The following is a 26292-nucleotide window of genomic DNA, read 5'->3' as shown; positions in this document are numbered from 1 at the left end:
CAGCAATGCTTAAGATAAAAAATTTACAGGCACGAGTAGAAGAGAAAGAAATTCTCAAAGGGATCAACTTAGAAGTAAAACCAGGAGAAGTACATGCCATTATGGGGCCAAATGGTTCTGGTAAAAGTACATTGGCTTCTGTGTTAGCGGGACGTGAAGATTACGAAGTGACTGGCGGCGAGGTAGAGTACATGGGTCAGGATTTGTTGGATTTGGCCGCGGAAGAAAGAGCAAGAGAAGGTATCTTCTTGGCATTTCAGTATCCAGTAGAAATCCCAGGTGTGACGACCACCAACTTCATGAAAACTGCCTTGAACCAAATCAGAGAGCATAAAGGGCTTGAGCCTTTGGACGCCGTAGCTTTCTTGAAGAGAATGAAAGAAAAAATGGCCTTGGTTGAGATCGATCAGTCTTTGTTGAGTCGTTCGTTGAACGAAGGTTTCTCTGGTGGAGAAAAGAAAAGAAACGAGATCTTCCAGATGGCGATGCTTGAGCCAAAGTTGGCTTTGTTGGATGAAACGGATTCTGGATTGGATATCGATGCGCTTAGAATCGTTGCCAATGGTGTGAATGCCTTGAAATCTGCTGACAACGCGACTATCGTAGTAACTCACTACCAAAGATTGTTGGATTACATCGTGCCGGATTATGTACACGTATTGTACCAAGGTAGAATCGTAAAATCTGGTACTAAAGATTTAGCACTTGAGCTAGAAGAAAGAGGGTACGACTGGATCATCAAAGAATTAGAAGAAGCTTAAGCATGAGCGATTTGGATAAAAATATTTTTGGACAGGAGCTAGTAGACCAGGCGGCGCAATTCGTAGCTAATATGAACGGCAGCGCGATTCCTCAACTAGGAGAGAATCGTAAAAAGGCGCTTAATTTCCTGAAAGACAACGGCTTTCCCGGACCACGTGCAGAAGAATATAAGTTCACGAAACTGACCAAGGCGATCAGCAAAAAATTCGACCTGTCGAAATACGCTGACGTAAACGAATTGCCACAAGAATTGATCAACGACATCAAGGCAAAGCATGCAGGTGCTAACGTATTGTTTTTTGTGAATGGAAAATACGACACGGACAATTCTGAAATTGTGTCTCCAGTAGAGCAATTGAAAATTGAATCTTTGAAGGATTATGCTGCTGCCAATGATATCAACGAATTGTTTAAAGACGATTCCGATCCATTCGCCGCTCAAAACAACGTCTATGCCAACGATGGTGTGGTAGCTCAAATTGCCAAAGGCAAAGTGGTAGCTGCTCCTGTGATTTGTTATTACATTTCGGTAAACGATGGCAATGCCAATCACGGATTCATTAAAAACATTTATCTGGCTAATGAAAATAGCCAGGCTGATTTTGTGCACTTTCATTTGTCATTCGGCAACGAAAGCACATTCATCAATGAGTCTAAAAACTACATTGTAAAGCAAAATGCTAATGTAAGTCTGTACAAGATTCAGGAAGAATCACCAAAGGCAGTATACATCGGCAACACCAGAGTGTATCAAGAAAGAGATAGTGTATTCTCATCTTATGTTTTCACACTCGACGGTGAAGTGGTCAGAAACAACCTGCACATCGAAGTAGATGGCGAAGGATGCGAAAGCAACATGTATGGCTTGTACTTGACTAAAGGCAAGACGCACGTAGACAACCACACAACGGTGGATCACAGAAAACCAAATTGTAATAGCAATGAGCTATACAAAGGCGTGATGGATGATCAGTCGCGTGGCGTTTTCAATGGAAAAATATTTGTTCAGCAAGCGGCGCAAAAAACAAATGCATTTCAGTCGAATGGCAATATCCTTTTGTCCGACGATGCCGTAGTAAATACCAAACCACAATTGGAGATTTGGGCAGACGATGTGAAGTGTTCGCACGGATGTACCACAGGCCAATTGGACGAGGAGGCGATTTTCTATTTGAGAGCTCGCGGAATCAACAAAGAAAAGGCACGATCAATGATCCTTTTAGCCAACGTGGCTGAGGTGGTTGAGAAGGTGAATCTGGGATGGTTGAAAATGGAAATTACTGACAAAGTAATCGAAAGACTGAACGTATAAGTGACATGGTAGACGCAGCGATAGATATTGAAGCAATAAGAAAACAATTTCCCATTCTTCATCAGGAAGTCAATGGAAAGCCTTTGGTTTATTTTGACAATGCTGCAACGTCGCAAAAGCCACAGTGTGTCATCGATGCACTGACACACTATTACAATACAGACAATTCCAATATTCATAGAGGTATTCACACCTTGGCGGAAAGAGCCACTACTGCTTTCGAAGACACGCGTAAAGCGGTCGCCAAATTTTTGAATACCAACGAAGTGGAGGAAGTGATTTTCACCAAAGGCACCACTGAAGGTATCAACTTAGTGGCTGCTACTTATGGTAGAAAATTTATAGGTGCCGGCGATGAAATCATCGTTTCTGCTCTGGAACACCATTCCAATATTGTGCCTTGGCAAATTCTGTGTGAAGAAAAAGGAGCGATTTTAAAAGTCATTCCAGTCAATGAAAAGGGAGAGTTGATATTTGATGAGTACGTCAAATTGTTGTCTGACAAAACCAAACTGGTTTCTGTCAACTATATCTCCAATGCCTTAGGAACAATCAATCCTGTAAAGGAAATTATAGCTGAAGCGCACAAAGTAGGCGCAAAGGTTTTGATAGACGCAGCGCAGGCGGCTCCACATGTGAAGCTAGACGTGAAGGCGTTGGATTGTGATTTCCTGGCTTTCTCGGCACACAAAGTTTACGGCCCTACTGGGGTTGGTGCTTTGTATGGTAAAAGAGATTTGCTGGAAGCCATGCCGCCTTATCAAGGAGGAGGAGAGATGATCAAAGATGTAAGTTTTTCTGGCACTACTTTCAACGACATCCCATACAAGTTTGAGGCGGGTACGCCAAATATCGGAGAGGTGATTGCCTTCAAAGCTGCTATTGATTTTGTAGAGGAGCTCGGTCAAGAAAATATTGCGCAATACGAAGATGAGCTGATGGCTTACGCCAACGACTTGTTGAAAGACGTGGAAGGTTTTACACCAGTTGGCACAGCAGATAAAAAAGCCAGTGTGATCTCGTTTTTGATTGATGGTGTACATCCATTCGACTTAGGTCAATTGTTAGACGCAAGAGGCATTGCAGTTAGGACTGGCCACCATTGCGCACAGCCTTTGATGGAGTTTTTCAATATCGAGGGAACGGTAAGAGCCTCTTTCTCTGTTTATAATACCAAAGAAGAAATCAAATGTTTTGTGGACTCGCTCAAGGCGGTCATCAAGATGTTCAAATAATATTAAAACCTCGTAGGTACCAGGCAATGGCTACAATCAATTCTGTACAAGAAGAAATAATTGAAGATTTTGGTATGCTTGATGGTGACATGGAAATGACCATTGGGTATGTGATGGAATTAGGAACTAAACTCCCTGAGCTACCAGCAGAATACCAAACTGACCAAAATATTGTGAAAGGCTGCCAGTCAAAAGTTTGGCTTCACGCCAAAATGGTTGACGATAAGGTAGTCTTCGAAGCAGATAGCAACACAGCAATCACCAAAGGATTAGTGAGTTTGCTGGTAAGAATTTTGTCCAACCAAACGCCGGATGATATTCTAAATGCGGATTTGTATTTCCATGAAAAGATTGGCATGAATCGTTTTATCGGTACACAACGTTCTAATGGATTCGCAGCGATGATCAAGCAAATGCAGATTTATGCGCTGGCGATGAAAGCTAAAATTAATTAAGATGGCAGAAGAGAAAGACTTAAAAGAAAAAGTACTCGCAGCAATCAAAATGGTCTATGACCCAGAGATTCCTGTAGATGTGTATGAATTGGGTTTGATCTATGAGATCAACATTTTCCCGGTAAACAACGTCTATGTCTTGATGACATTGACTTCGCCAGCGTGCCCATCGGCAGAGGCGCTGCCAGAAGAAATCAAGCAGAAGATTGAAGAGATCGAAGGCATTGGTAAAGTGGATGTAGAAGTGACCTTCGATCCTCCATACGAAACAGATATGATGTCCGAAGCCGCCAAGCTTGAGCTTGGGTTTATGTGATTTTAGTCGACAGTTAATGGTCCATGGACTGAAGACTATGGACAGTTAAATACTAAGTAACAATCACGACTTCTATTAGAATAAAGAAAAGAAATTAGAATATTTAATACCAATAATATGTATCCAGAAGAACTAGTAGCCCCAATGCGAGCAGATTTGACCTCTGTGGGCTTTCAAGAATTTAAAACAGCAGACGCAGTTGAGCAGCATTTGACTGATCACAAAGGCACTACACTTTTAGTGGTAAACTCTGTATGTGGATGCGCCGCTGGTGCAGCTCGTCCAGGCGTGAAAATGGCTGTTGAAAACAGCGCAAAGAAGCCAACGAATCTGGCAACTGTATTTGCTGGTGTAGATGCAGAAGCTGTTCAAAAGGCTAGAGAGTTTACTTTGCCTTACCCTCCATCGTCTCCGTCTATTGCTTTGTTCAAAGATGGTGAGTTGGCTCACTTTGTAGAAAGACACCACATCGAAGGCCGTAGCGCAGAGATGATCGCTGATCATTTGGTGCAGGTGTTCGACGAATTTTGTTAAAATCAGAATCAAGAGATTAGAGTCAAGAACCAAGATGTAAATCGTCTTGATTCTTGACTCTTGACTCTTTTGTCTAATAATCTTACTTACCATGGCCAAAACCGAATCTACCATGATGCCGCTAGGTACTTCAGCCCCGGCATTTAATCTCCCTGATACCATTTCTGGAAATACCATAGACTATAAAGATGTCAAAGCCGACAAAGGCACGGTGGTGATGTTCATTTGCAATCATTGTCCTTATGTGATTCACGTACAGGAGAAGATCGTGGCACTGGCCAAAGAATACCAGAGTCAGGGTGTAGGTTTTGTAGCTATTAGTTCCAATGATGTAGAAAACTACCCAGACGATTCTCCAGAGCTAATGAAGAAGCATGCCGAAAAGTATGATTTTTCCTTCCCCTATCTCTACGACGAATCTCAAGAAATTGCCAAGTCATACCAAGCCGCCTGTACACCTGACTTCTTTGTGTTTAATGACAAGGATGAATGCGTATACAGAGGCCGATTGGATGGCGCTACGCCAGGAAATAATGTGCCCGTTACCGGCGATGATTTGAGTTTGGCTTTGCGCAATCTGACCGCTGGACTGCCAGTAGATACTGAGCAGCACCCAAGCCTGGGCTGCAACATCAAATGGAAGAATAATTAGTTAAAAGTTGAAAGTAAAAAGTAACTAGTTTTGTGACAATCTATAAATTGACAAAACTTTTAACTTTCTACTTTATAACTACCCACTAATGAGCGTTCATCAATCCAACATCAAGCGAGTAACCACTCACCAACTCCAGGAAATGAAAAACCGTGGAGAGAAAATCTCCATGCTCACGGCCTATGATTATTCTATGGCCAGAATTCTGGATCAGGCAGGAATTGATGTGCTACTCGTAGGCGACTCAGCCTCCAATGTGATGGCCGGTAACGAAACTACTTTGCCGATTACGTTAGACCAAATGATCTATCATGCTCAGGGAGTAGTAAGAGCGATAAGCAGAGCGTTTGTGGTGGTGGATCTGCCTTTTGGTAGTTATCAAGGCAATTCATCTGAAGCCTTACGATCCGCCATCAAAATCATGAAAGAATCAGGTGCACACTCGGTAAAACTCGAAGGCGGTTCTGAGATTCAGGAAAGTATCACGAGAATTTTAAGTGCAGGTGTACCAGTCATGGGTCATTTGGGATTGACGCCACAGTCTATTTATAAATTTGGTACCTACACGGTAAGAGCCAAAGAAGAAGCTGAAGCTGAGAAGCTGATCTCCGACGCCAAGCTGCTAGAAGAGACCGGATGCTATGCCATCGTGCTCGAAAAAATTCCAAGTAAACTCGCCAAACGAGTAGCCGAAACCATCAACATTCCAGTCATAGGCATCGGTGCCGGACCGCATGTAGATGGCCAGGTATTAGTCACACACGACATGTTGGGCATCACACAAGAGTTTCAGCCCAGATTCCTTCGTCAATATACAGACATGAGCCAAATCATGTCCGAAGCCGTACAAGGCTACATCAAAGACGTGAAAGCCAAAGACTTCCCAAGCGATAAGGAGAGTTATTGAATGAAAAAACTAATCAGTTAGAATGACAGATTTCTCAAATAACTGGCTTCTTAAAAATATTAATTCAGTTGGGATCATACTATTGTTGTTTTTTGTTATCGCGTACGGGATTCATGCAGTTTATAGAGAAAATCAATTGCAGAAATATGGTGTATATACAATTGGAAAATTACTAAAAATAAGTCCTCAGGTCAATTCCGTCAATTCTGTGCTTTATGAATGTTATCTTGGAAGAGATACTTTATTTAATGAAGATGGTAATGATTACGCCTATGAGAGCATGATAGATGATTATTATCTTGTGAAATTTCTTGGTACTGATTTGTCTAATAGTGAAATGCTTTTTGAATACCCTATAAAGAATCTACCAGACTCTCTACCTGACAATGGTTGGGATAAGCCTCCCATGTCGCTATTTAGATGAATATTCGCCCTTATTGGTCTTATGACCAACAAGCCTCTGCGTATCCCTCCTGTCATTTCGTAAGAAATGAGACGATAGTCGAATGACTGGAGAAATCTCGTCAGCTAGAAGCAGTCTGTCAGACAATAAGAAGATTCCTCCGCAGAGCTACGGAATGACTTGATCGTCTACTACTCTCAGCCACAACTGTTGCAGTTGACATAAAAAAACACCCGCTACAGCTATTAACCAACCAATCCATACCCCTTTCTGCAAAGATTTATTAAATTCGCCTCCTTGAAGCAACAGAGTCGCCGATCCGGGCAATCTACGACTCCTGACCCTGCCAGTCTTCGGACTGATTTTTAAAACAAATTTGTTGGGTATTTATTAATTGAAGGAAAAGAAAAATGGCACAAACAGCTAAAATTATTTACACGAAGACGGACGAAGCGCCGGCACTCGCCACCTATTCATTTTTGCCTATCGTACAGGCATTCACCAAAGCAGCAGGAGTAGAAGTAGAAACCAGAGATATCTCTTTGGCAGGAAGGATTATCGCGAATCTTTCTGAGTATTTGACTGACGATCAAAAGATCGGTGATGCGCTAGCTGAGCTTGGAGAATTGGCGAAAACGCCTGAAGCCAACATCATCAAATTACCTAACATCAGTGCTTCGATCCCGCAGTTGCAAGCGGCCATCAAAGAATTACAAGCGCAGGGATACAAATTGCCTGATTATCCTGCCAATCCGTCGAACGACGAAGAAAAGAAAATCAAAGCGGCTTATGCCAAAGTATTGGGTAGTGCAGTAAACCCAGTCTTGAGAGAAGGAAACTCTGACAGAAGAGCGCCTAAGGCAGTGAAAAATTTCGCTAAGAAAAACCCACATTCGATGGGCGCTTGGTCTGCTGACTCAAAGTCACACGTAGCTAGCATGGAAGCGGGTGATTTTTACGGAAGTGAAAAATCTGTAACCGTAGCTGACGCCACTGACGTGAAAATCGAATTCTTAGGAGCTGACGGTTCTACGAAAGTATTGAAAGAAAAAACGTCATTACTAGCCGGTGAAATCATCGATGCATCAGTAATGAACATGACGGCATTGAAAGCATTCATTGCCAAAGAAATAGAAGATGCAAAAGCCAACGGCGTATTGTTTTCTCTACACATGAAAGCAACGATGATGAAGGTATCAGATCCGATCATCTTCGGTGCGGCAGTAGAGGTATTCTATGCTGATGTTTTCGAAAAATATGCAGACCTATTCGCAGAGTTGGGCGTTACGGCTACCAACGGTATCGGCGATGTGTATGCGAAGATCGCTGGACATGCTAAAGAAGCTGAAGTAAAGGCTGCGATCGAGGCAGTGTACAAGAGCCGACCAGATTTGGCCATGGTGAATTCTGACAAAGGAATCACTAACCTGCACGTACCAAGTGACGTGATCATCGATGCGTCTATGCCGGCGATGATTCGTACTTCAGGTCAGATGTGGAATGCCGAAGGCAACCAACAAGATACTAAAGCGGTGATTCCAGATAGAAGTTATGCTGGCGTTTACCAAGAGACCATCGACTTCTGTAAAAAGCATGGGGCATTTGATCCTACCACTATGGGCAGCGTGCCAAACGTAGGTTTGATGGCTCAGAAAGCAGAAGAGTACGGTTCGCACGACAAGACTTTCCAAATGTCTGCTGCTGGAACGGTAAAGGTTATTGACGCAGCGGGTAAGGTGTTGATTGAGCAACCAGTAGGTGAAGGCGATTTATTCAGAATGTGTCAGGTGAAAGATGCACCGATCCAGGATTGGGTGAAATTGGCCGTATCAAGAGCGAAAGCAACTGGAAGCCCTGCCGTTTTCTGGTTGGACGAAAACAGAGCACACGATGCGCAGTTGATCGCTAAAGTGAATACTTACTTGAAAGATCATGATACTACTGGATTGGAATTGTTGATCAAATCTCCAGTGGAAGCCACTAAATATTCATTGGAAAGAATCAAAGAAGGAAAAGATACCATCTCGGTTACAGGTAATGTGTTGAGAGATTATTTGACTGACTTGTTCCCGATTTTGGAATTGGGTACTAGTGCAAAAATGCTTTCTATCGTGCCTTTGATGAATGGTGGAGGATTGTTCGAAACTGGTGCTGGTGGATCAGCGCCTAAGCACGTGCAGCAGTTCAACGAAGAAGGTCACTTGAGATGGGATTCTTTAGGAGAGTTCTTGGCATTGGCAGTTTCATTGGAGCATTTGAGCCAATCGACTGATAACGCTAAAGCACAAGTATTGGCGGATGCCTTGGATGAGGCTACTGGCAAATTCTTGGACTTGGGTAAATCACCTTCAAGAAAAGTGAATGAGATCGACAATAGAGGTTCACACTTCTATTTGATGACTTACTGGGCTGAGGCATTGGCAGCACAAGACAAAGACGCTGATCTGAAGGCCAAATTCACGGAAGTGTCTAAAGCATTGGCAGACAATGAAGCTAAGATCAACGAAGAATTGATCGCGGCTCAGGGTGCTGAAGTTAACATTGGTGGATACTATCAGCCAAATGAAAAACTAGCTTCTGAAGCCATGCGACCAAGCGCAACATTGAACGGTCTTTTGGCGTCTATTGCGTAACTAGAATGAACAGAACTTACAACATCCCAACCCTTGATATGAATGCAGCAAATTCTTTTTGTTGTTGGATTGGGCATAGGTGATATTGTAAGACGCTAGATATAGAAATTATAAACCTCGTCTTATGGCGAGGTTTTTTTGTTTGTGGTAACTTAGTATTTAGATAAACCGTGTCAAAAGGCCCAAAGTAAGTGTCAGGCTGAGGTACTCGAAGCCTTGCTGCTAGTAGCAGACGAACATTTCGACGTAGCTCAATGTGACAATTTTGGGAACAGGCCTTTTGAATTGGATATTTATTTGAAATAGAAACATGGAACTCACCAATTATCAAATCTTATTGCTCTTCGCCATCGGCGGCCTAGTCGCCATTATTGGCCCTTTGGTAATCAGTAGATTACTACGACCGAATCGCCCGAACGAAGAGAAATTGACCACCTACGAATGTGGCGAAGACCCTACCGGTACGGCCTGGGGCAAGTTCAATATACGGTTTTATGTGGTGGCCTTGGTGTTCGTGCTATTCGAAACGGAATTGCTGTTTCTATTCCCATGGGCGATCGTGTTTGGCAACGAACAACTAAATGCAGAGACTGCGGGCAACTGGGGTATGTTGGCCATGGTAGAAATGGGACTATTTATTTTGATTCTTGCTTTAGGGCTAGTTTACATCTGGGGCAAAGGCTATCTGGAATGGGAAAAACCGGATGTCACCATTTTGGATACAGAAAGTAAAGTGCCCGATTCACTTTACGAATCATTAAATACCAAGTACAAATAATCTTGACTCTTAAGTCTAAAATCTTGATTCTAACGAAATGAAAGGCCTACTCGATCAACAATTCAACAATGGCGGCGTTGTCCTCAGCAATCTGGAGGATCTCACCAATTGGGCTCGCATGTCCAGTATCTGGCCTATGGGCTTTGGTTTGGCTTGCTGTGCGATTGAGATGATGGGATCCATGGCCTCAGGCTATGATTTAGATCGATTTGGTGTAGTGCCAAGAGCCAGCCCTAGAATGTCCGACGTGATGATTGTAGCCGGTACGGTAACTTACAAAATGGCTGATCGGGTTCGTCGACTCTATGAGCAAATGGCGGAACCGCGATATGTTATTTCTATGGGCAGTTGTGCCAACTGCGGAGGCCCATACTGGGAGCATGGTTATCATGTAGTGAAAGGGGTAGATAAAATCATTCCTGTAGATGTGTACGTGCCGGGCTGTCCGCCAAGGCCAGAGGCGCTGATCGGTGGTATTATTAAACTCAGAGAAAAAATCGAAAACGAAACTTTGGTAGCACCCGAAGGTTTCAAAGAAATTTTGGACAAACAAACCTAAGCATGACAACGGAAGAATTTAAAAATCTGATAGATTCAAAACTTGGAGAAGGGGTGGTTTTGTCCATCGATGAAAATGCTACGCCTAAGGCATTGGTCATAGATTCCACGAATATGGAGGCTGTGATGGCCCTACTGAAAGATGACTCGTCCTCATTTTGCGATCTACTGTCATGCCTGACGGCCATAGACAATGGCCAAGAGGCGAATACCATGGAGGTGATTTACAACTTGTATTCCATTCCTTTGGAACACTCGATCATGATCAAAACGGTGATTTCGAGAGAAAATCCAGAGATAGAAACAGTCACTCATTTGTGGAAAACAGCCGATTGGCACGAACGTGAGGCGTATGACCTATTTGGAATCACTTTCAACAACCATCCAGATTTGAGAAGAATATTAATGCCGGCCGATTGGGAAGGATATCCCATGCGAAAAGATTATGAAGAACCAGCCACTTATCGTGGAATGAAAACCATCAGAGAGGAGGGAGATCCAGCATGAGCCAAGCTATAGAATACAAATACCGTCCAGAAAATCTCAATGAGTCCGCACCCAATGTGTATGATGAGTCCAAACTCACACGTGAGGAAATGGTCATCAATATCGGACCACAACACCCGTCTACGCATGGCGTACTTCGCTTAGAAGTAGTTACAGACGGCGAGATCGTAGTGGATGTAGTGCCTCATTTGGGTTATTTGCATCGCTGCTTCGAGAAGCATGCCGAGCAAGTCGCCATGAATGGTGTGATTCCTTTCGTAGATCGCATGGACTATGTCGGCGCTATGAACTCCGAACATGCCTATGCGATGGGCGTAGAACGGATGTTAGGCATCGAAGATAAAATTCCGAAGCGTGTAGAATACATCCGTGTGCTTGTGGCTGAGTTGAATCGAATAGCCTCGCATTTCGTGGCGATTGGTACTTATGGATTGGATATTGGCGCATTTACTCCCTTCCTTTGGGTGATGCGTGATCGTGAGCACATCCTTCGATTACTCGAATGGGTAAGTGGTGCCCGCATGCTTTACAACTACATCTGGATTGGCGGACTGTTTTACGATTTGCCAGTAGGCTTCGAAGAGAAATGTCTAGAGTTTATCAATTACCTCAAACCAAAATTGGTTGAACTGGACGAAGTGTTGATGAACAACAAAATATTCATTGAGCGTACGGCCAACATCGGAGTGATCCCAAGGAATCTGGCCATCGACTACGGTGTGACCGGTCCAATCCTTAGAGGGTCTGGCTTGAGGCTAGATTACCGAAAGGTAGATGGTTATTCCGTGTATCCAGAGTTGGATTTTGATGTTCCCATTGGCGCAGGCCAAATGGGCCAAACAGGAGACTGCTGGGATCGCACTTGGGTGCGAGTGGAAGAAGTGAAACAGTCTGTAAAAATCATTGAGCAGTGCTTAACGCAACTTACTGGAGATCTTAAGCGAACCAGAGATTTTGACCCTAGAGAAGTGGTACCTAAGAAGATCAGACCGAAAGCGCAGGACTTGTATGTGCGTGCTGAAAACCCAAAAGGGGAGTTAGGTTTCTTTTTCAGAACTGATGGGAGGTCTGATGTTGCCGTCAGGTGCAAGGCTCGGGGATGTAGTTTTTCTAATCTATCTATTCTTCCAGCCATATCTAAAGGCTACATGGTGGGTGATTTGATAGCAATTGTAGGATCGTTAGACTTCGTGATGGGAGAAGTGGATAGATAATCTCAAATCCTATTTAAAAATCATTAAATTTAATCACTAATGATTTTTGGATATGGATCTCAATTTATGCCTCAAAGTGCTCGACGCGGAGCAAATCCGCCAAGCTGATCAATTTACGATCAAGAATGAACCTATTCATTCGATAGACTTAATGGAGCGAGCTTCAGAGGAGTTTGTAAAATGGTTTACCGCTCAGTTTAGTGCCGATTCTCCAGTTGTGATATTTTGTGGAACAGGCAATAACGGTGGAGATGGCCTAGTAATTTGCAGACTGCTCAATGAAGCAGGGTATATGGTGTCTCTTTTTTGCGTGGGTGATCCGGATTCTGGCTCAAGGGATTTTAAAATCAACTATGATTACATTCAAAACTATGATATCCCACAAACAGTCATAGAAGAAGGTAATTTTCCCGAGTTAACTACTGGAACTATAATCATAGATGCCATATTTGGTTCAGGTTTGAGTCGTCCAGTTGTAGGATTAATTGCAGATCTTATTAACCACCTCAATGAACAACCCTGTGCCTTTCGTGTGGCAGTAGATATAGCTTCAGGTTTGGGTTGTAATGAAAGGTTTGAAGAAGGAGCAATTATGTTAGCTACACATACGGTCAGCTTTCAAGTTCCCAAACTATCCCTATTGCTTCCAGATAATGAGAAGCAAAGTGGGCAACTCGTGATTAAAAGTATTGGACTAGTAGAGGAATATATACAGTCACTTTCTTCAAGTTTTTATTATTCTACAGAAGATTTTATCAAATCATTTATTCGATCCAGAGGTAAGTTTTCACATAAAGGAACCGCCGGAAAAAACTTATTAGTAGCTGGTGGATTAGGAAAAATGGGTGCGGCCGTTTTGGCCAGTAAGGCATGTCTTCGATCGGGAGCAGGTTTGCTTACCGTTCATGTGCCAGGTTGTGGCATAAATGTATTACAAAATAGCGTGCCTGAAGCTATGGTCATAGTGGATGAGCAGGATCATTTGATTTCCAAAATGAATTCCATTTCAGAATTCGATGTTATAGGTGTGGGGCCGGGCATCGGTATTGATAGAATGACTGCTTTGGCCATAAACCAAATCCTTGATCAGTTTGATCGGCCGATGGTGATTGATGCTGATGCTTTGAATATTCTTTCGGAGAACAAAGAATGGATAGAGAAAATTCCAAAAGGATCAGTTCTTACGCCACACCCAGGAGAATTTAGAAGGTTGGTAGGAGATTGGAATGATGATTATGAACGACTCGATAAGCAAATTAGGTTCTGTGCTGAACATGATTTGATTGTTTTACTCAAAGGTGCCAATTCAAGTATTTGCAATTCAGATGGGACGGTGATTTTCAATTCTACCGGAAATCCAGGCATGGCTACTGGTGGAAGCGGAGACGTATTAACAGGAATTATTACTGCATTGTTAGGTCAGGGGTATTCAGGATACGAGAGTGCAGTACTTGGTGCTCATTTGCATGGGTTGTCAGGTGATTTGTATGTCAGGAAATATACGGAGGAGACATTAATAGCCTCAGACTTAATAGACTTCCTACCCGAAGCATTCCGAAAAGTTAGTGGAAGGTAGTTATGGAAATAAATAAGGACGTCGTATTTTGACAAATTCGTCGAGAATTTGCTAGCCGCTTATCGAAAAGTCTCATTCTTCTGTAAGACTTAACAAAAAAATAATTATATTCATAGAAACTATAAATCCGCAATCCGCGTATTTTGTAGAGCAGTGAAATTGGGAGTAGAACTATATGCAATTATTAAAAGTTATCGGATCAGTGGTCTTGTTGCTAGCAGCGACCACAGCATGGGCTCAAGATAGTACCAGCACGACGACTTATACTGCAGAGTCAATCATATTCGATAATGAATCGCTAGACTTTTCCAATCAAATCGAAGTTTACCCAAATCCTTCTATTGATTACATTGTTGTTAATATTAGAAATTCAACTTTGAGGGAAACCTCTTTTGAATTGCATAGCATCATTGGAAATACAGTGAAGGTGGATGCGGAAAATGTTGGTAGTGATAAATATCGCATCAATATCAAAAACTTTAATCCCGGTTATTATTTTGTGGTGGTTAAAGATGATTTCTCTCAATTTAAAGAAGCCTATAAATTTTTAAAGAAGTAATAAAAGAAGCAAGGAGCGAAAAAAAGAAAGGCCTCGAATTTTCGAGGCCTTTCTTTTTTTGTTGTCTCGTCCTGAAATAAGTTGACACAAAAACGACTTATTTATGAAAGACGAGAAGCGCAGTTCTTTAGGAGGGAAAAAGCGCACCCAGCGCGACTACAACATGGGCTTTAAACTGGCGGTTGTATCTGAAGTGGAAAAAGGCGAAATGACCTACAAGCAAGCCCAAAAAACTTATGGTATACAAGGAAGGAGTACAGTTTTGGTTTGGTTACGCAGATATGGTAAATTAGACTGGAGTCACCCGAAGCAACACTTTATGGCCTCACCTAAATCAAAAGAGACACCAGCACAGAAGATCAAGCGATTAGAACGTGAATTATCTGATGAGCGATTGAAGAATGAGATTCTTAATATGATGATTGACATCTCAGACAAAGAACACGGAACTTCAATCAGAAAAAAGGGATTACCCAAACAATCTGGCGCATCCGAGAAGAAAAGCACGTGAGTCTCTCACGTAGCTGTCGACTGTTTGGGATTAGTAGACAGGCGGTTTATCAATCAATACAGAGATCTAAGCAAAGAGCAGAAGAACTCTCCAGGATCAAACCCCTTGTCCAAAAGGTAAGGATGCAAATGCCCCGACTGGGCACGCGGAAGCTGTACCATTCATTGAAAGGTGAATTTGACCGGCAAAACATAAAAGTGGGTAGAGATGCTTTGTTCAACTATTTAAGAGCCGAACACCTGCTCATCAAGCCAAAGAAGAATTATACAAAAACTACCAACAGTAAGCATTGGTTGAGAAAATACCCCAACCTATTGAAGGATCGGAAAGCTATTCGCCCTGAAGAAGTTTTTGTCAGTGATATTACTTACATCAAAAGTAGGGAGCGAACCCATTACCTCTCTTTGGTCACAGATGCATATAGTAGAAAGATTATGGGCTATCACCTCAGTGATGACATGAGTGCTGAACACGTGGTCAAAGCACTGAAAGTTGCTGTCAAAAACAGAAAAACAACCCAAACGCTTATTCATCATTCCGATAGAGGATTACAATATTGCTCCACTCTTTATCAGTCTGAGCTTAGTAATCATCAAATCACCCCATCTATGACCGATGGGTATGACTGCTATCAAAATGCACTAGCAGAAAGAGTTAATGGTATCCTAAAGGGGGAGTTCCTCATTCATAAATGCAATACTGGCCAAGAATTGAAAATACTGATCAAAGAGTCAATAGATACCTACAACAATCAAAGACCTCATCTAAGTCTCAACTATAAAACACCTAACTTTATACATGAAAAAACCTGTGAATATCAATCCACAGGTTTTACTTAAATCTTTTTAAAAACCGTCAACCTATTTTAGGACGGGTCATGTTTTATGGGTATCAATTCTATTGAACCAGTTCGTAGTGTTTTCTGAATAGTTCCTCATACTTACTAGCAAGCTCGAGGTTTTCAGTCCCTCTGAATGTTCTAGCCAATTCGCTGAGTGAGATCAGATTCTTTTGTAATTCAAATCTGTCCAGATTGCCTGTAGTATATAAGTAGGTCAGCATCTCATCAGATCTTTGTGAAATCAATTCAGCCATTTCTATCGCTTTTTCTTCTTCACCAACAAGAATCAAGTAACCTACTTGTTGCACGCTAAAGTGGTCATATCTGATTACATCATCTGGCATGAACTCCAGGCATTTCATTAGAGCCTCTCGTGCTTTTTCAGTTTTTCCTTCAGCTAGTAAATTTTCAATTAAGGTATTGAAACTAGCTCTGTGATTCAAAACGAAATTTCTGTAGTCTTCGGAATAATAAACTGTAGGGTTGTCCAACTCTCTCCAATGAAAGTTGTTGATCATATTGTCAAACATGATATCCGTATTCACAAACATTTCACCAGAGGTTTGACTTTTTATTGGCAATAACCTGAAGGCATTCCCTTCCTGAACCATGTAGTCCTTCAAATTGAAGTTTACACTTGAGGCGGATGTATTGTTGAAATAAATTGGCCTTTCCCAATTGTTGTTCACAATCAAATCCAAAATCGCCAAATCCTTCTTCTCTAACCCTCTGCCTTTCATGCTCCAGGTCATGCGATCAGAAAGTCTTGAAGCAAATTGTTCTGGGATAATTCCCATTTCCATCACTTTAGCCGAATCTATCGGTAAGTAGAAGTTTTTGGCAGGCACGGAGTTATAGCTGCTGATAGAAGTCGGTACTGCCAACGCTGGGTGTTCTTCTTTGATCAACTTGATAAACTGAGCTGCGTTCATCGTACCACCTTTTATGTTTTGCCTTTCGACTAATGGCAAGTAGTCATTCAAACCACCTTGTTTATAATTGTCAAGTGTCAATCCAAACGGAAGTGGTTTTGATTCATAAGCATCGCGCATCATTTGAGCGATGTACCAATCCGTGTTGAAGTAGCTCAATACAATTACTCTTACGTCAGTTCTGAATCCTTCTACTTCCTGCACATACCATAATGGGAAAGTATCATTGTCTCCTCCTGTGAAAATGATGGCATTTGGCTCACAAGAAGCCAGGAAGTTTTTCGCTGAATCTACGGAGAAGTATCTGTTTGATCGATCATGATCATCCCAGCCTTCAGAAGCCATAATGATTGGAGCTGATAAACAAATGACAAGTGCAATAGCTGCAGCTGGTATTCCTTTTTTGATCACTGCCATTAGGCCATTAAATATGGCGATAAACCCTATGCCAATCCAAAAAGCATAGGCATAATAACTGCCCGCATAGATGTAATCTCTTTCTCTCGGCTCTGTAGGAGGGGAGTTCAAATACAATACAATCGCTGCTCCAGTTAAGAAGAACAACAGACCAACAAAGGCAAAGTTTCTCGGGTCTTTATAATATTGGAATGTCAAGCCGATGATACCTAGGATCAAAGGAATCATGAAGAAGATGTTTCTTCCTTTATTTTCTTCGAGCATTGGAGGTACTTTTTCAAATGCATCATTGAGGCCTACCCAGTCCGCTCCCTGAATGTCGGAAGCTCTTCCGGCAAAATTCCACATGAAGTAACGGAAGTACATCGTGCCCAACTGGTGTTTGAACATGTAAGCCAGGTTATCTCCGAAACTTGGCTTCTCACCATTTTTCAACCCTAAGATTTCACGATAACGTTGAACGTGCCCAGGTTGATTGCTGTACGCTCTAGGTAAGATGGTCGTATGCTCTGGGTCATAGATGTATTCTAATTTGTGATCAGTGATTTCGTATTTGTCCTCTCCTTTAGTGTAAACTGCAGCGCCTTTTTTCTGATCTACAATATCTGCAGTAAATACCTGACCGTGAAGCAATGGTCTACTACCATATTGCTCTCTTTTCAGATAAGAAACATAACTCAATACATCTTCCGGATTGTTTTCATCGATCGGAGGATTATAATTAGATCTAATCAACACTATGGAATAAGAAGAGTATCCGATTATGATAAAGGCAAAACTTACAAGGATCGTATTCAAAGTAGCATTGCTGGATTTTATGGAATAATAGATTCCATACACCAAACCACCTAAAAATAAGGCTATGAAGAAAATTATTCCTGAGTTGAAAGGTAGGCCTAAGTTGTTGACAAAGAAGATTTCCATCTTGCCTGCAAAGCTTGGTAGTCCTGGTATGACACCTTCCATAATTATTAGAACAATTGCACCACTGGCCAAAAGCGTAGTGATAATACCTTTCGTGCTTAATTTTTCTCTTTTCTTGAAATAATAAATTAAACCTAATGCTGGTACAGTCACCAAGTTCAACAAGTGAACCCCAATAGAAAGCCCTACCATGTAGGCAATTAGAATCATCCATCTGTTTTCATCTGATGGGTCTTTGATGTTTTCCCATTTGAGCATTGCCCAAACAACAAAAGCAGTGAAAAATGAAGACATGCCATAAACCTCAGCTTCTACTGCGGAAAACCAAAACGAATCAGAGAAGGTATAAGACAAAGCGCCTATTAATCCGCTGCCTATGATGACAAAGTTGGTATAACTGGTGTCTGGAGTGACTAGTTTTTTTGCTAAATGAGTGATTGACCAAAACAGGAACAGTACTGTAAATCCACTACTCAATACACTCAACATATTGATCCAATAAGCCACTTGGGTTACGTCACCCATGGCAAGGAAAGAGAACAATCTCCCTAGTAATAAAAAGAATGGTGCGCCTGGTGGGTGAGGAACTTCAAGCTTGTATGATACAGCTATAAATTCACCACAATCCCAAAAACTAGCAGTGGGCTCTACAGTAAGGGCATATACTGTAGTGGCTAGAATGAAAATAATCCAACCGGTTATATTGTTTAACTTATTGTAATCGCTCATAAAAAATGGAAATTTAACTGGCGAAAATAGTCATATTTGGTCAAACCAAAAGGTTAATAAAGGTTAACTTGGGGCGCTGAAAACAGAACACTTAATTCACGTAGTATGAAGTATACAAAATGTCTTTCATTGATTTTTGGAATTTTATTTTTTGTCCAGAATAAAGGAGTTACGCAATCGAATAGTGAAGGAGAAACGATTTCCGGAGATTTGATGGAGTCAGAACTCTTAACATACAAAGGCTCTGCTTCCAGAATATGGGATTTGCTTCATACGGATTTGGCAGTATCCTTCGACTGGGAAAAGCGATATCTTAATGGAACAGCTACTTTGGATTTATCCCCATTATTTTATGAGCAAGAGTCATTGGTATTGGATGCCAAAGGAATGGATATCCATTCGGTGTCTGTGAATGGTAAGGCCAATGAATTTGAATATGATGGCTGGGAAATGTTGATTCCTTTGAGTAAGACGCATACTCGTAAAGACACAATTCAAGTGATCATTGATTACACAGCAAAACCTTACGAGCGAGAAGCGGGTGGAAGTGAAGCCATTGAAGAAAATCGAGGTTTATATTTTATCAATGCAGATGGATCTGATCCTGACAAACCTCAACAAATCTGGACCCAGGGAGAAACTGAAGCTAGTTCTGGATGGTTTCCTACCATAGATATTCCTAATGAGCGTTGTACGCAGAAAATGAGAATTACCGTGCAGGACAAGTTCAAGACCTTGTCTAATGGCTTGCTGACAGAGCAAATTAAAGAGCCCAACGGGAAAAGAACAGATGTTTGGGAGATGGACCAACCACATCCTCCTTATTTATTTATGATGACCATTGGTGAGTTCAGTGTTACTAGAGACGAATGGAATGATGTACCATTGGCTTATTGGCTGGAAGAAGATTATGGTCAGTATGCCAAGGATATATTTGGCCATACGCCTGAAATGATGACCTTCTTTTCTGATATATTGGGTTATCCATATCCATGGAAAAAGTACGATCAGATTGTAGTTCGTGATTATGTGTCAGGCGCTATGGAAAATACTACCGCTTCTTTATTTTATGAAGACCTAAATGTAGATCGTCGATATTTAGTTGACGACAATTGGGATGGCATCATTGCTCATGAGCTGATGCACCAGTGGTTTGGAGACCTAGTGACCTGCGAATCTTGGTCGAATCTAACCTTGAATGAAGGGTTTGCGAGTTATTCTGAATACTTGTGGAATCAATACAAATATGGTCAGGATGAAGCGGACTATACTTTTTTAGTAGAACAAGAGGCCTATTTGATAGAAGCGGCAGAAGAACCTAAAAATTTGATTCGCTACTATTATGAAGATCAGGAAGATTTGTTTGATGCTCATACTTACAATAAGGGAGCAGCTGTCTTGCATATGTTGAGGAGTTATATAGGAGATGACGCTTTTTTTCTAGGTTTGAAAAATTATTTGCATGCCAATGCCTTCAATTCCGTGGAAGCAGCACAGTTGAGAATGGCTTTCGAAGAAGTTACAGGAGAGGATTTGAATTGGTTTTTTGACCAATGGTTTTTCTTTGCCGGGCATCCTGAACTTGAGGTTAGACATGCATATGAAAATGATACTTTGACTCTGACTGTGGAACAAACCCAAAATCAGGACGAAATGCCCATATTCCAATTGCCAGTATTCGTGGACATATGGAAAGGAGACGAATTGGCTAGCTTCCCGATAGTGATCAATGAAGCCTTTGAGACCTATCAGTTTCCGATGGAAGAAAAGCCGGATGTTGTCATTTTCGATAGCGAGCGTCAACTTCTCGGTGTTATCAACCACCCTAAAACCGAAGAGGAATATTTTACACAGTTTGTGAAGGACGGTAGTTTATATAGTAGAATCGAAACACTGGATAGTTTATATTCCTTCGAAGATAAAAAACTCGTTGACCAAATTTTGAGAAAGGCTTTTGAAGATCCTTATTATATGGTTAGACAGTATGCTTTGGAATATTTGATGGACGAAGAAGTGAAATTGAAAAAATATGAAAACGATGTTGTGAAAATGTTAAACGATCCCAGTTCACAGGTTAGAGCGTATGCACTCGCTTATATCGGAGAAAGCGGATTTGAAAAATACAGAGCAGAATTCAATAAAGCCTTAAATGACTCCTCATATCTGGTGGCAGCATCCACTATTGCCCAATTCACCAAAAATGAAGAAAAGTTACCCGCTGAATTTTTAGTTAGCCAACAAGAGGTAACTAACCTGAATATCGTGATCATGCTTGCTGAATATTATCTCTTTCAAGAGCACAAAGATTCCTTCGACTGGTTTCAGAACCGAATGAATGGATTGGACGGAAATACACTATTCTTCTTTATTCAGGCTTACGCGGAAAAACTCTTAGAGGCTCCGGACCAATATAGGAAAGCCGCCATCCCTCAATTCGAAGACGTGGCCAGAAACAACTCCAATTATATGGCTAGGTTTTCAGCCTTTCAGGCTTTGGTGTTGATGTCGGACATAGAAGGCGTTGATGCTATTATCAAAGATGTTCGTGCCAATGAAAAAGATGAAAGGTTGTTGGAATTGTATAAGGGGATATGAGGTTAAAATCGATGTTGCTATACCTATTGACTTGTTGTGTTTCTATTATTAACAAAAAGGCTGATAGACGATTAGAACGAGCTGTGTGGGTTTTATCTATATTCCTAACTTTTATTTTATCTGCTGTTTTTTACGGTTCAATATATTTCTTTGGGAAGGTGGGTAATTCTGGGATTGCTCTATTGTCTCTGTTTCCTTTATATTTTTTAATTAAAAGCTCATTATATCACAAATACATTGTTGGAGAGTATGAAAATCCAATAGTTCAAATGGGAGATGGGGTCAATACAAAAAAGAAGGTAATAGCCTACATTGTGATAATTTCTTTAGGTTTGATTTCAGTATTTGCTTTCATAGCGATTTTGGCCGTGCAGGGTTCACGTAATTTGCAATTTCTCACCCAACAAACCCTAGTTTTTTTAATCACCTGCCAGTCCACTTCTCAGGATCGTCTTTAGTATGAAAGATAGCCTCTACAGAAACAGTATTATTTTCTTCATCTACACGATAGTGCACCATGACAGAGAAAACAGGGATGGGTAGAAACCGAATATCATCGTATCTGACCTGATAGTGTAAAGCAGATTTGTTGAGTTTTTTGAGGGTGGTTTTTACCGTCTTTATGAAGCGAGTGCCCAACTGATTGTTGCCAGTCTCTTTGCGGTAGTGATCTACGAATTTTTGGATGTCCAGATAAATCTGAGGGTTGTACTGGACTTTGAAATTGCGAGCCATTAATCGAGCTTGAGTTGTTTTTCGACATCTTCCCAGGAAAGATACTCTTCGGGCTTGGTATTTTTGATGCGTTCACGAACGATCTCCTTCTGCCACTCAGGCACGATATAGGCATCTTCCTCAATGCCTTCGTATTTAGCCTTTAAGTTGTCCCACTCCTGAATCGGAATATAAACCCCTGTAGTCTGCCCTTTATCGTCTGTGATGTATTGTAAGCTCATATCAATAGCCATTTAGCGGTAGTCAATTATTAACGAAGCTATGTAAAAATAGATATAATTATAACGATATAAAATGGAAAGAAGCCTTGTTGAAAGAATCCCCTGGTATGTAAAATCTGACTTTTTTTGTGAGATACATCACCCTTCCAGACTTCCTCAATCTGGAAGGGTGGTCCAATCTTACATCCCAAGCAAGGCATCAATCGAGCTACTTGCCACAAAATGATAGTTTGGTCTTGCTTTGGCGTAAATAGCTTTTGCCATTTCAGTGCCTTCTGGCGTTTTCACAAACTCTTTATACAACGGCATTAAGAATTTTCTCCTACCTGTGTTTACAAGAAATGATTCAAGTTGCGGATAAGCTGGTTCGTATTTGTTTGCAATTACAAGAATACCCCATACATCAAAAATCTCGCTGTTGCCAGTATTAGTAAATCCAAAGGCTTCATCAAGTTTGGCCATTTGCTCTGTAGACAATGATTCTGGTAAGCCCCTCACAAATCTTAACCATTCGTGTGTGGTCCAGTTATCGCTATTAAAAGATGTTTGTAATTCTTCTTTGCTTTGATTGGCTGCCCAAGTGGCTAGTGCCTTGTCCACATTTTCAAATTTATCTGAAACGGGCACAGGACAATTGTCAGGTAATCCTGGCGTATAAATCCATGCTTCATAAAAAACTGGTTCGATGTCCATTTGATAGGCATCAAACAATTGCGTTTGAAGAATATCAATGAACTCTCTAGTGGTCATGGTTTTGAAAGAGTTGTTGGTGAAGTAATCTTTTAGGAAAGCATCCCATTTTTCTCTACCCACAGTTTCTTCCATGAGCCTCAGGAAGAAATAACCTTTATCGTAGGCAATAGCTGTTAGTCCATCGTCAGGGTTTCTTCCAGTTAAATCTAGTTTAAGACTGGTATCCTTGAAATTGCCATCCGCTTTCATTTCTTCTATCTCAGCTTTCAGGTCTTGAAGAGAAAGTAGCGCTAGCATTTCAGAATAATCTCTTCCATAAACAGCTTCCATAATTCTGTATTCGAAGTATACCGTAAATCCTTCATTCAACCAGAAGTCATTCCAGTTGGCATTGGTCACCAAGTTGCCAGACCAGGAGTGAGCCAATTCATGAGCAACCAAAGAAGTTAAAGACTTGTCACCAGCTAATATAGTTGGTGTTGCGAATGTCAATCTCGGATTTTCCATTCCTCCGAAAGGAAAACTAGAAGGTAATACAATGATATCATATCGATCCCATCGGTAAGGACCGTACAAGTCTTCAGCTGCGCTGATCATTTTTTCCAGATCTTCGAATTCAGCTGCTGATTTTTCCAATACTGAAGGTTCCGCATACACACCACTTCTTGCGCCAAGCGAACTGAATTCAATGTCACCAACTGAAAGTGCCATGAGATAAGCAGGAATCGCTTGCTTCATTTCAAAGTTGTATACTCCGCTTTCATTTTTCTCTGTAGGATTAGAAGCACTCATTAATGCCATCAATTCTGAAGGAACTTTTACCTGCGCATTATAAGTAAAACGAATGCCTGGAGAATCCTGAATTGGAATCCACGATCGAGCCAAAATGGCTTGAGATTGTGTAAACAAGAAAGGGTAGGCCTTGTCTGTAGTTTGACTGGGCTCTAGCCATTGAAGGGCCTCTGCTTTTTCAGAAGTCTCGTAGGTGATTACTACATTTTTGGTCTTAGACGTAATATCAATAGATAGTGGAGCTCCTAAATGAGGTTGATTTTCACCTAGTACAAAATTGAGAGATTCATTATTGCCATTCATTACGGAATTAATGGTCAAGTCTTTCGTATCCAATATCAAATGGGTGGCTTCCTGCGAAGTCTTGATGGTTAGCGTAGCCGTCGCCTGAATTTTTTTCAGCTCAAAATTGACTTGGGCGTCCCAGTTTAAATGAGTAACAACCGCTTCTTGAGGCTTAGCAAATGTATGTGTGTCTGAGACATTCATTTCATCGTTAGTTTCATTTAAGGATTCCTGATTGCTTTCACAGCTGAATAAAATTAGACAGCAGCTCAATAGGAGTAAGAGTGGATTCATTATCTTTTTCTTCATAGGTATCTATTGTTTATAATATTCACAAATCTAATGATCTCGTGAAGTAATAAAATTAAAGTTTGATTTTTGACTGAAAATGGGGTTTAAACGGCCTTAAAAGGGTGCGGATCAAAAAAAGTAAATATTGCTGAAAATAAGTTTGCAAAAATTTGAATAAGAATCAAAAGCATATAATTTTGCACTTCCTTAAGAAAAACGGGAGAGAAATACTCTCCAATTTTGATAGGGATTGTTCTCAATTTTATTGAACACGGGGGGATACCAAAGCGGCCAACTGGGACGGACTGTAACTCCGTTGACTTATGTCTTCGCAGGTTCGAATCCTGCTCCCCCCACATTGGCCTGATTTAGTTACCAGCTAAATCAGTGAAATAATTAAGCGGGAGTAGCTCAGTTGGTAGAGCGACAGCCTTCCAAGCTGTAGGTCGCGGGTTCGAGCCTCGTCTCCCGCTCTTAATTTTTCAAGCCGATGTAGCTCAGGGGTAGAGTGCTTCCTTGGTAAGGAAGAGGTCACGGGTTCAAATCCCGTCATTGGCTCATAGCTCTGAAAGTCTTTTTTGTTCAAAAAAGGCGAATATTGGTTTGAGTGATTGTGCTATATATTTATGTGTAGCCTTTTTTTATATTTAATTTAATATTTAACTAAAATAGGAATTTTCAGACATGGCTAAAGAAACCTTTGACCGTTCGAAACCTCACGTGAATATTGGTACAATTGGTCACGTGGATCACGGAAAGACAACTTTGACTGCTGCGATCTCTTCAGTTCTTGCGAACAAGGGTCTGGCAGAGCAAAAAGACTTCTCTTCTATCGACAACGCTCCAGAAGAAAAGGAAAGAGGTATTACTATTAATACTTCTCACATCGAATACCAAACAGAAAACAGACACTACGCTCACGTGGATTGTCCTGGTCACGCCGATTATGTGAAAAACATGATTACTGGTGCTGCTCAAATGGACGGTGCTATCATCGTGGTTGCTGCTACTGATGGACCGATGCCGCAAACTAGAGAGCACATCTTGCTTTCTCGTCAGGTAGGTGTTCCTGCTTTGGTTGTATTTATGAACAAAGTAGATTTGGTGGATGATGCTGAGCTACTTGAGCTAGTTGAAATGGAAGTAAGAGAATTGCTTTCTGAGTACGACTTCCCAGGAGACGATATTCCAGTAATCGCTGGTTCTGCACTTGGTGGATTGAACGGTGAGCCTGAGTGGGTTGCTAAGATCGAAGAGTTGATGGATGCTGTAGATAACTACATTCCACTTCCAGAAAGAGCTGTAGATAAAGATTTCTTGATGCCTGTAGAGGATGTATTCTCTATTACTGGTAGAGGTACTGTTGCTACTGGTAGAATCGAGAGAGGTGTTACTAACACAGGTGACGCTGTTGACATTATTGGTATGGGTGCTGAAGACATGAAGTCTACAATCACTGGTGTTGAGATGTTTAGAAAAATATTGGATAGAGGTGAAGCTGGTGACAACGTTGGTCTATTGCTTAGAGGTATCGAGAAATCTGATATCAAAAGAGGTATGATCATTTGTAAGCCTGGTTCGGTTAATCCTCACCAGCACTTCAAAGCTGAAGTTTATGTATTGTCTAAAGAGGAAGGTGGACGTCACACTCCATTCTTTAACAAGTACAGACCTCAGTTCTACCTAAGAACAACTGACGTTACTGGCGAAATCATGCTTCCTGAAGGAGTAGAGATGGTAATGCCTGGTGATAACGTAACTATCGAAGTAACTTTGATCAACAAAGTAGCTCTTGAAAAAGGACTAAGATTTGCGATCAGAGAAGGTGGTAGAACAGTTGGATCTGGTCAGGTAACTGAAATCTTAGACTAAGGTCTAATACAGATATAACAAGATTATCAAATGCGTTTCATTTTTTAATGAAG

23 protein-coding genes and 3 tRNA genes are annotated in these 26292 nt (G+C 41.3%); 22 read left to right on the top strand and 4 right to left on the bottom strand.

What is annotated here, in order from left to right; all coding sequences use genetic code 11:
• The first annotated feature begins 5 nt into the window (after positions 1-5).
• From sufC to R8N23_RS17465, 17 genes are all read left to right on the top strand, one after another.
• Positions 6-761, top strand: coding sequence for a Fe-S cluster assembly ATPase SufC (sufC, locus tag R8N23_RS17545; RefSeq protein WP_318172902.1), 756 nt, complete (start codon positions 6-8; stop codon positions 759-761).
• A gap of 11 nt (positions 762-772) precedes the next feature.
• Positions 773-2074, top strand: coding sequence for a Fe-S cluster assembly protein SufD (gene sufD, locus R8N23_RS17540; RefSeq protein ID WP_318172901.1), 1302 nt, complete (start codon positions 773-775; stop codon positions 2072-2074).
• Between the two features lie 5 nt (positions 2075-2079).
• The gene (locus tag R8N23_RS17535; RefSeq protein WP_318172900.1) at positions 2080-3309 is read left to right on the top strand and encodes a cysteine desulfurase; all 1230 of its coding nucleotides are present in this window, start codon (positions 2080-2082) and stop codon (positions 3307-3309) included.
• A gap of 26 nt (positions 3310-3335) precedes the next feature.
• Positions 3336-3764 carry a SufE family protein gene (locus R8N23_RS17530; protein ID WP_318172899.1) on the top strand — a complete coding sequence of 143 codons (429 nt, stop codon included), beginning with the start codon at positions 3336-3338 and terminating at the stop codon, positions 3762-3764.
• A 1-nt stretch (position 3765) separates the two neighbouring features.
• A complete protein-coding gene (locus R8N23_RS17525; protein WP_318172898.1) occupies positions 3766-4080 on the top strand; it encodes an iron-sulfur cluster assembly protein in 315 nt (104 codons plus the stop codon).
• 117 nt (positions 4081-4197) lie between these two features.
• Complete coding sequence (locus R8N23_RS17520) at positions 4198-4614, top strand: BrxA/BrxB family bacilliredoxin (RefSeq protein ID WP_318172897.1); 417 nt, start codon at positions 4198-4200, stop codon at positions 4612-4614.
• Between the two features lie 91 nt (positions 4615-4705).
• Positions 4706-5266, top strand: a complete 561-nt coding sequence (locus R8N23_RS17515) for a thioredoxin family protein (protein ID WP_318172896.1) — start codon at positions 4706-4708, stop codon at positions 5264-5266.
• An 88-nt stretch (positions 5267-5354) separates the two neighbouring features.
• The gene (panB, locus tag R8N23_RS17510; RefSeq protein WP_318172895.1) at positions 5355-6173 is read left to right on the top strand and encodes a 3-methyl-2-oxobutanoate hydroxymethyltransferase; all 819 of its coding nucleotides are present in this window, start codon (positions 5355-5357) and stop codon (positions 6171-6173) included.
• Positions 6174-6195: 22 nt separating this feature from the next.
• Positions 6196-6597, top strand: a complete 402-nt coding sequence (locus R8N23_RS17505; protein ID WP_318172894.1) for a hypothetical protein — start codon at positions 6196-6198, stop codon at positions 6595-6597.
• Between the two features lie 389 nt (positions 6598-6986).
• The gene (locus tag R8N23_RS17500; protein WP_318172893.1) at positions 6987-9209 is read left to right on the top strand and encodes an NADP-dependent isocitrate dehydrogenase; all 2223 of its coding nucleotides are present in this window, start codon (positions 6987-6989) and stop codon (positions 9207-9209) included.
• 310 nt (positions 9210-9519) lie between these two features.
• Positions 9520-9987 (top strand): NADH-quinone oxidoreductase subunit A, encoded by a 468-nt coding sequence (locus R8N23_RS17495; protein WP_318172892.1) that lies wholly within the window; start codon positions 9520-9522, stop codon positions 9985-9987.
• 37 nt (positions 9988-10024) lie between these two features.
• A complete protein-coding gene (locus R8N23_RS17490; protein ID WP_318172891.1) occupies positions 10025-10546 on the top strand; it encodes an NADH-quinone oxidoreductase subunit B family protein in 522 nt (173 codons plus the stop codon).
• Positions 10547-10548: 2 nt separating this feature from the next.
• Positions 10549-11052, top strand: coding sequence for an NADH-quinone oxidoreductase subunit C (locus R8N23_RS17485; protein ID WP_318172890.1), 504 nt, complete (start codon positions 10549-10551; stop codon positions 11050-11052).
• The gene (locus R8N23_RS17480) at positions 11049-12266 is read left to right on the top strand and encodes an NADH-quinone oxidoreductase subunit D (RefSeq protein WP_318172889.1); all 1218 of its coding nucleotides are present in this window, start codon (positions 11049-11051) and stop codon (positions 12264-12266) included. Before R8N23_RS17485 ends, R8N23_RS17480 begins: the two co-directional genes overlap by 4 nt.
• A 52-nt stretch (positions 12267-12318) precedes the next feature.
• Complete coding sequence (locus R8N23_RS17475) at positions 12319-13842, top strand: NAD(P)H-hydrate dehydratase (RefSeq protein ID WP_318172888.1); 1524 nt, start codon at positions 12319-12321, stop codon at positions 13840-13842.
• A gap of 175 nt (positions 13843-14017) precedes the next feature.
• A complete protein-coding gene (locus R8N23_RS17470) occupies positions 14018-14401 on the top strand; it encodes a T9SS type A sorting domain-containing protein (protein ID WP_318172887.1) in 384 nt (127 codons plus the stop codon).
• 103 nt (positions 14402-14504) lie between these two features.
• A protein-coding gene (locus R8N23_RS17465; RefSeq protein ID WP_318171684.1) for an IS3 family transposase occupies positions 14505-15751 on the top strand; the annotation gives its coding sequence in 2 pieces (ribosomal slippage) (positions 14505-14868 and positions 14868-15751; 1248 coding nt in all).
• 58 nt (positions 15752-15809) lie between these two features.
• On the opposite strand, the gene R8N23_RS17460 is transcribed toward R8N23_RS17465, so the two are convergent.
• Entirely contained in the window at positions 15810-18755 is a 2946-nt protein-coding gene (locus R8N23_RS17460; protein WP_318172886.1) for a DUF2723 domain-containing protein, read from the bottom strand.
• A 105-nt stretch (positions 18756-18860) separates the two neighbouring features.
• Here R8N23_RS17460 and R8N23_RS17455 point away from each other — a divergent pair, with 105 nt between their 5' ends.
• Positions 18861-21350 carry a M1 family aminopeptidase gene (locus R8N23_RS17455; RefSeq protein ID WP_318172885.1) on the top strand — a complete coding sequence of 830 codons (2490 nt, stop codon included), beginning with the start codon at positions 18861-18863 and terminating at the stop codon, positions 21348-21350.
• A 423-nt stretch (positions 21351-21773) separates the two neighbouring features.
• Here the strand turns inward: R8N23_RS17455 and R8N23_RS17450 are convergent, their stop codons facing one another.
• The 3 genes from R8N23_RS17450 to R8N23_RS17440 form a co-directional block, all read right to left on the bottom strand.
• Positions 21774-22085 carry a type II toxin-antitoxin system RelE/ParE family toxin gene (locus R8N23_RS17450; protein WP_318172884.1) on the bottom strand — a complete coding sequence of 104 codons (312 nt, stop codon included), beginning with the start codon at positions 22083-22085 and terminating at the stop codon, positions 21774-21776.
• Positions 22085-22306 (bottom strand): hypothetical protein, encoded by a 222-nt coding sequence (locus R8N23_RS17445; RefSeq protein ID WP_318172883.1) that lies wholly within the window; start codon positions 22304-22306, stop codon positions 22085-22087. The genes R8N23_RS17450 and R8N23_RS17445 overlap by 1 nt, the downstream gene beginning before the upstream one ends.
• A gap of 180 nt (positions 22307-22486) precedes the next feature.
• Complete coding sequence (locus R8N23_RS17440; protein ID WP_318172882.1) at positions 22487-24385, bottom strand: M1 family metallopeptidase; 1899 nt, start codon at positions 24383-24385, stop codon at positions 22487-22489.
• 255 nt (positions 24386-24640) lie between these two features.
• Between R8N23_RS17440 and R8N23_RS17435 the strand changes: the two genes are divergently transcribed.
• The 4 genes from R8N23_RS17435 to tuf all read left to right on the top strand — a co-directional run bounded on the left by R8N23_RS17435 (position 24641) and on the right by tuf (position 26239).
• Positions 24641-24723: transfer RNA gene (locus tag R8N23_RS17435), tRNA-Tyr, on the top strand.
• Between the two features lie 44 nt (positions 24724-24767).
• Positions 24768-24840, top strand: a tRNA-Gly gene (locus R8N23_RS17430).
• 13 nt (positions 24841-24853) lie between these two features.
• A tRNA-Thr gene (locus R8N23_RS17425) sits at positions 24854-24925 on the top strand.
• 126 nt (positions 24926-25051) lie between these two features.
• Entirely contained in the window at positions 25052-26239 is a 1188-nt protein-coding gene (tuf, locus tag R8N23_RS17420) for an elongation factor Tu (RefSeq protein ID WP_318172881.1), read from the top strand.
• The last annotated feature ends 53 nt before the right edge of the window (positions 26240-26292 follow it).

Source organism: Reichenbachiella sp., from assembly GCF_033344935.1.
In the GTDB taxonomy this organism is placed as follows: Bacteria; Bacteroidota; Bacteroidia; order Cytophagales; family Cyclobacteriaceae; genus Reichenbachiella.
This window is presented reverse-complemented; position numbering and strand designations above follow the sequence as displayed.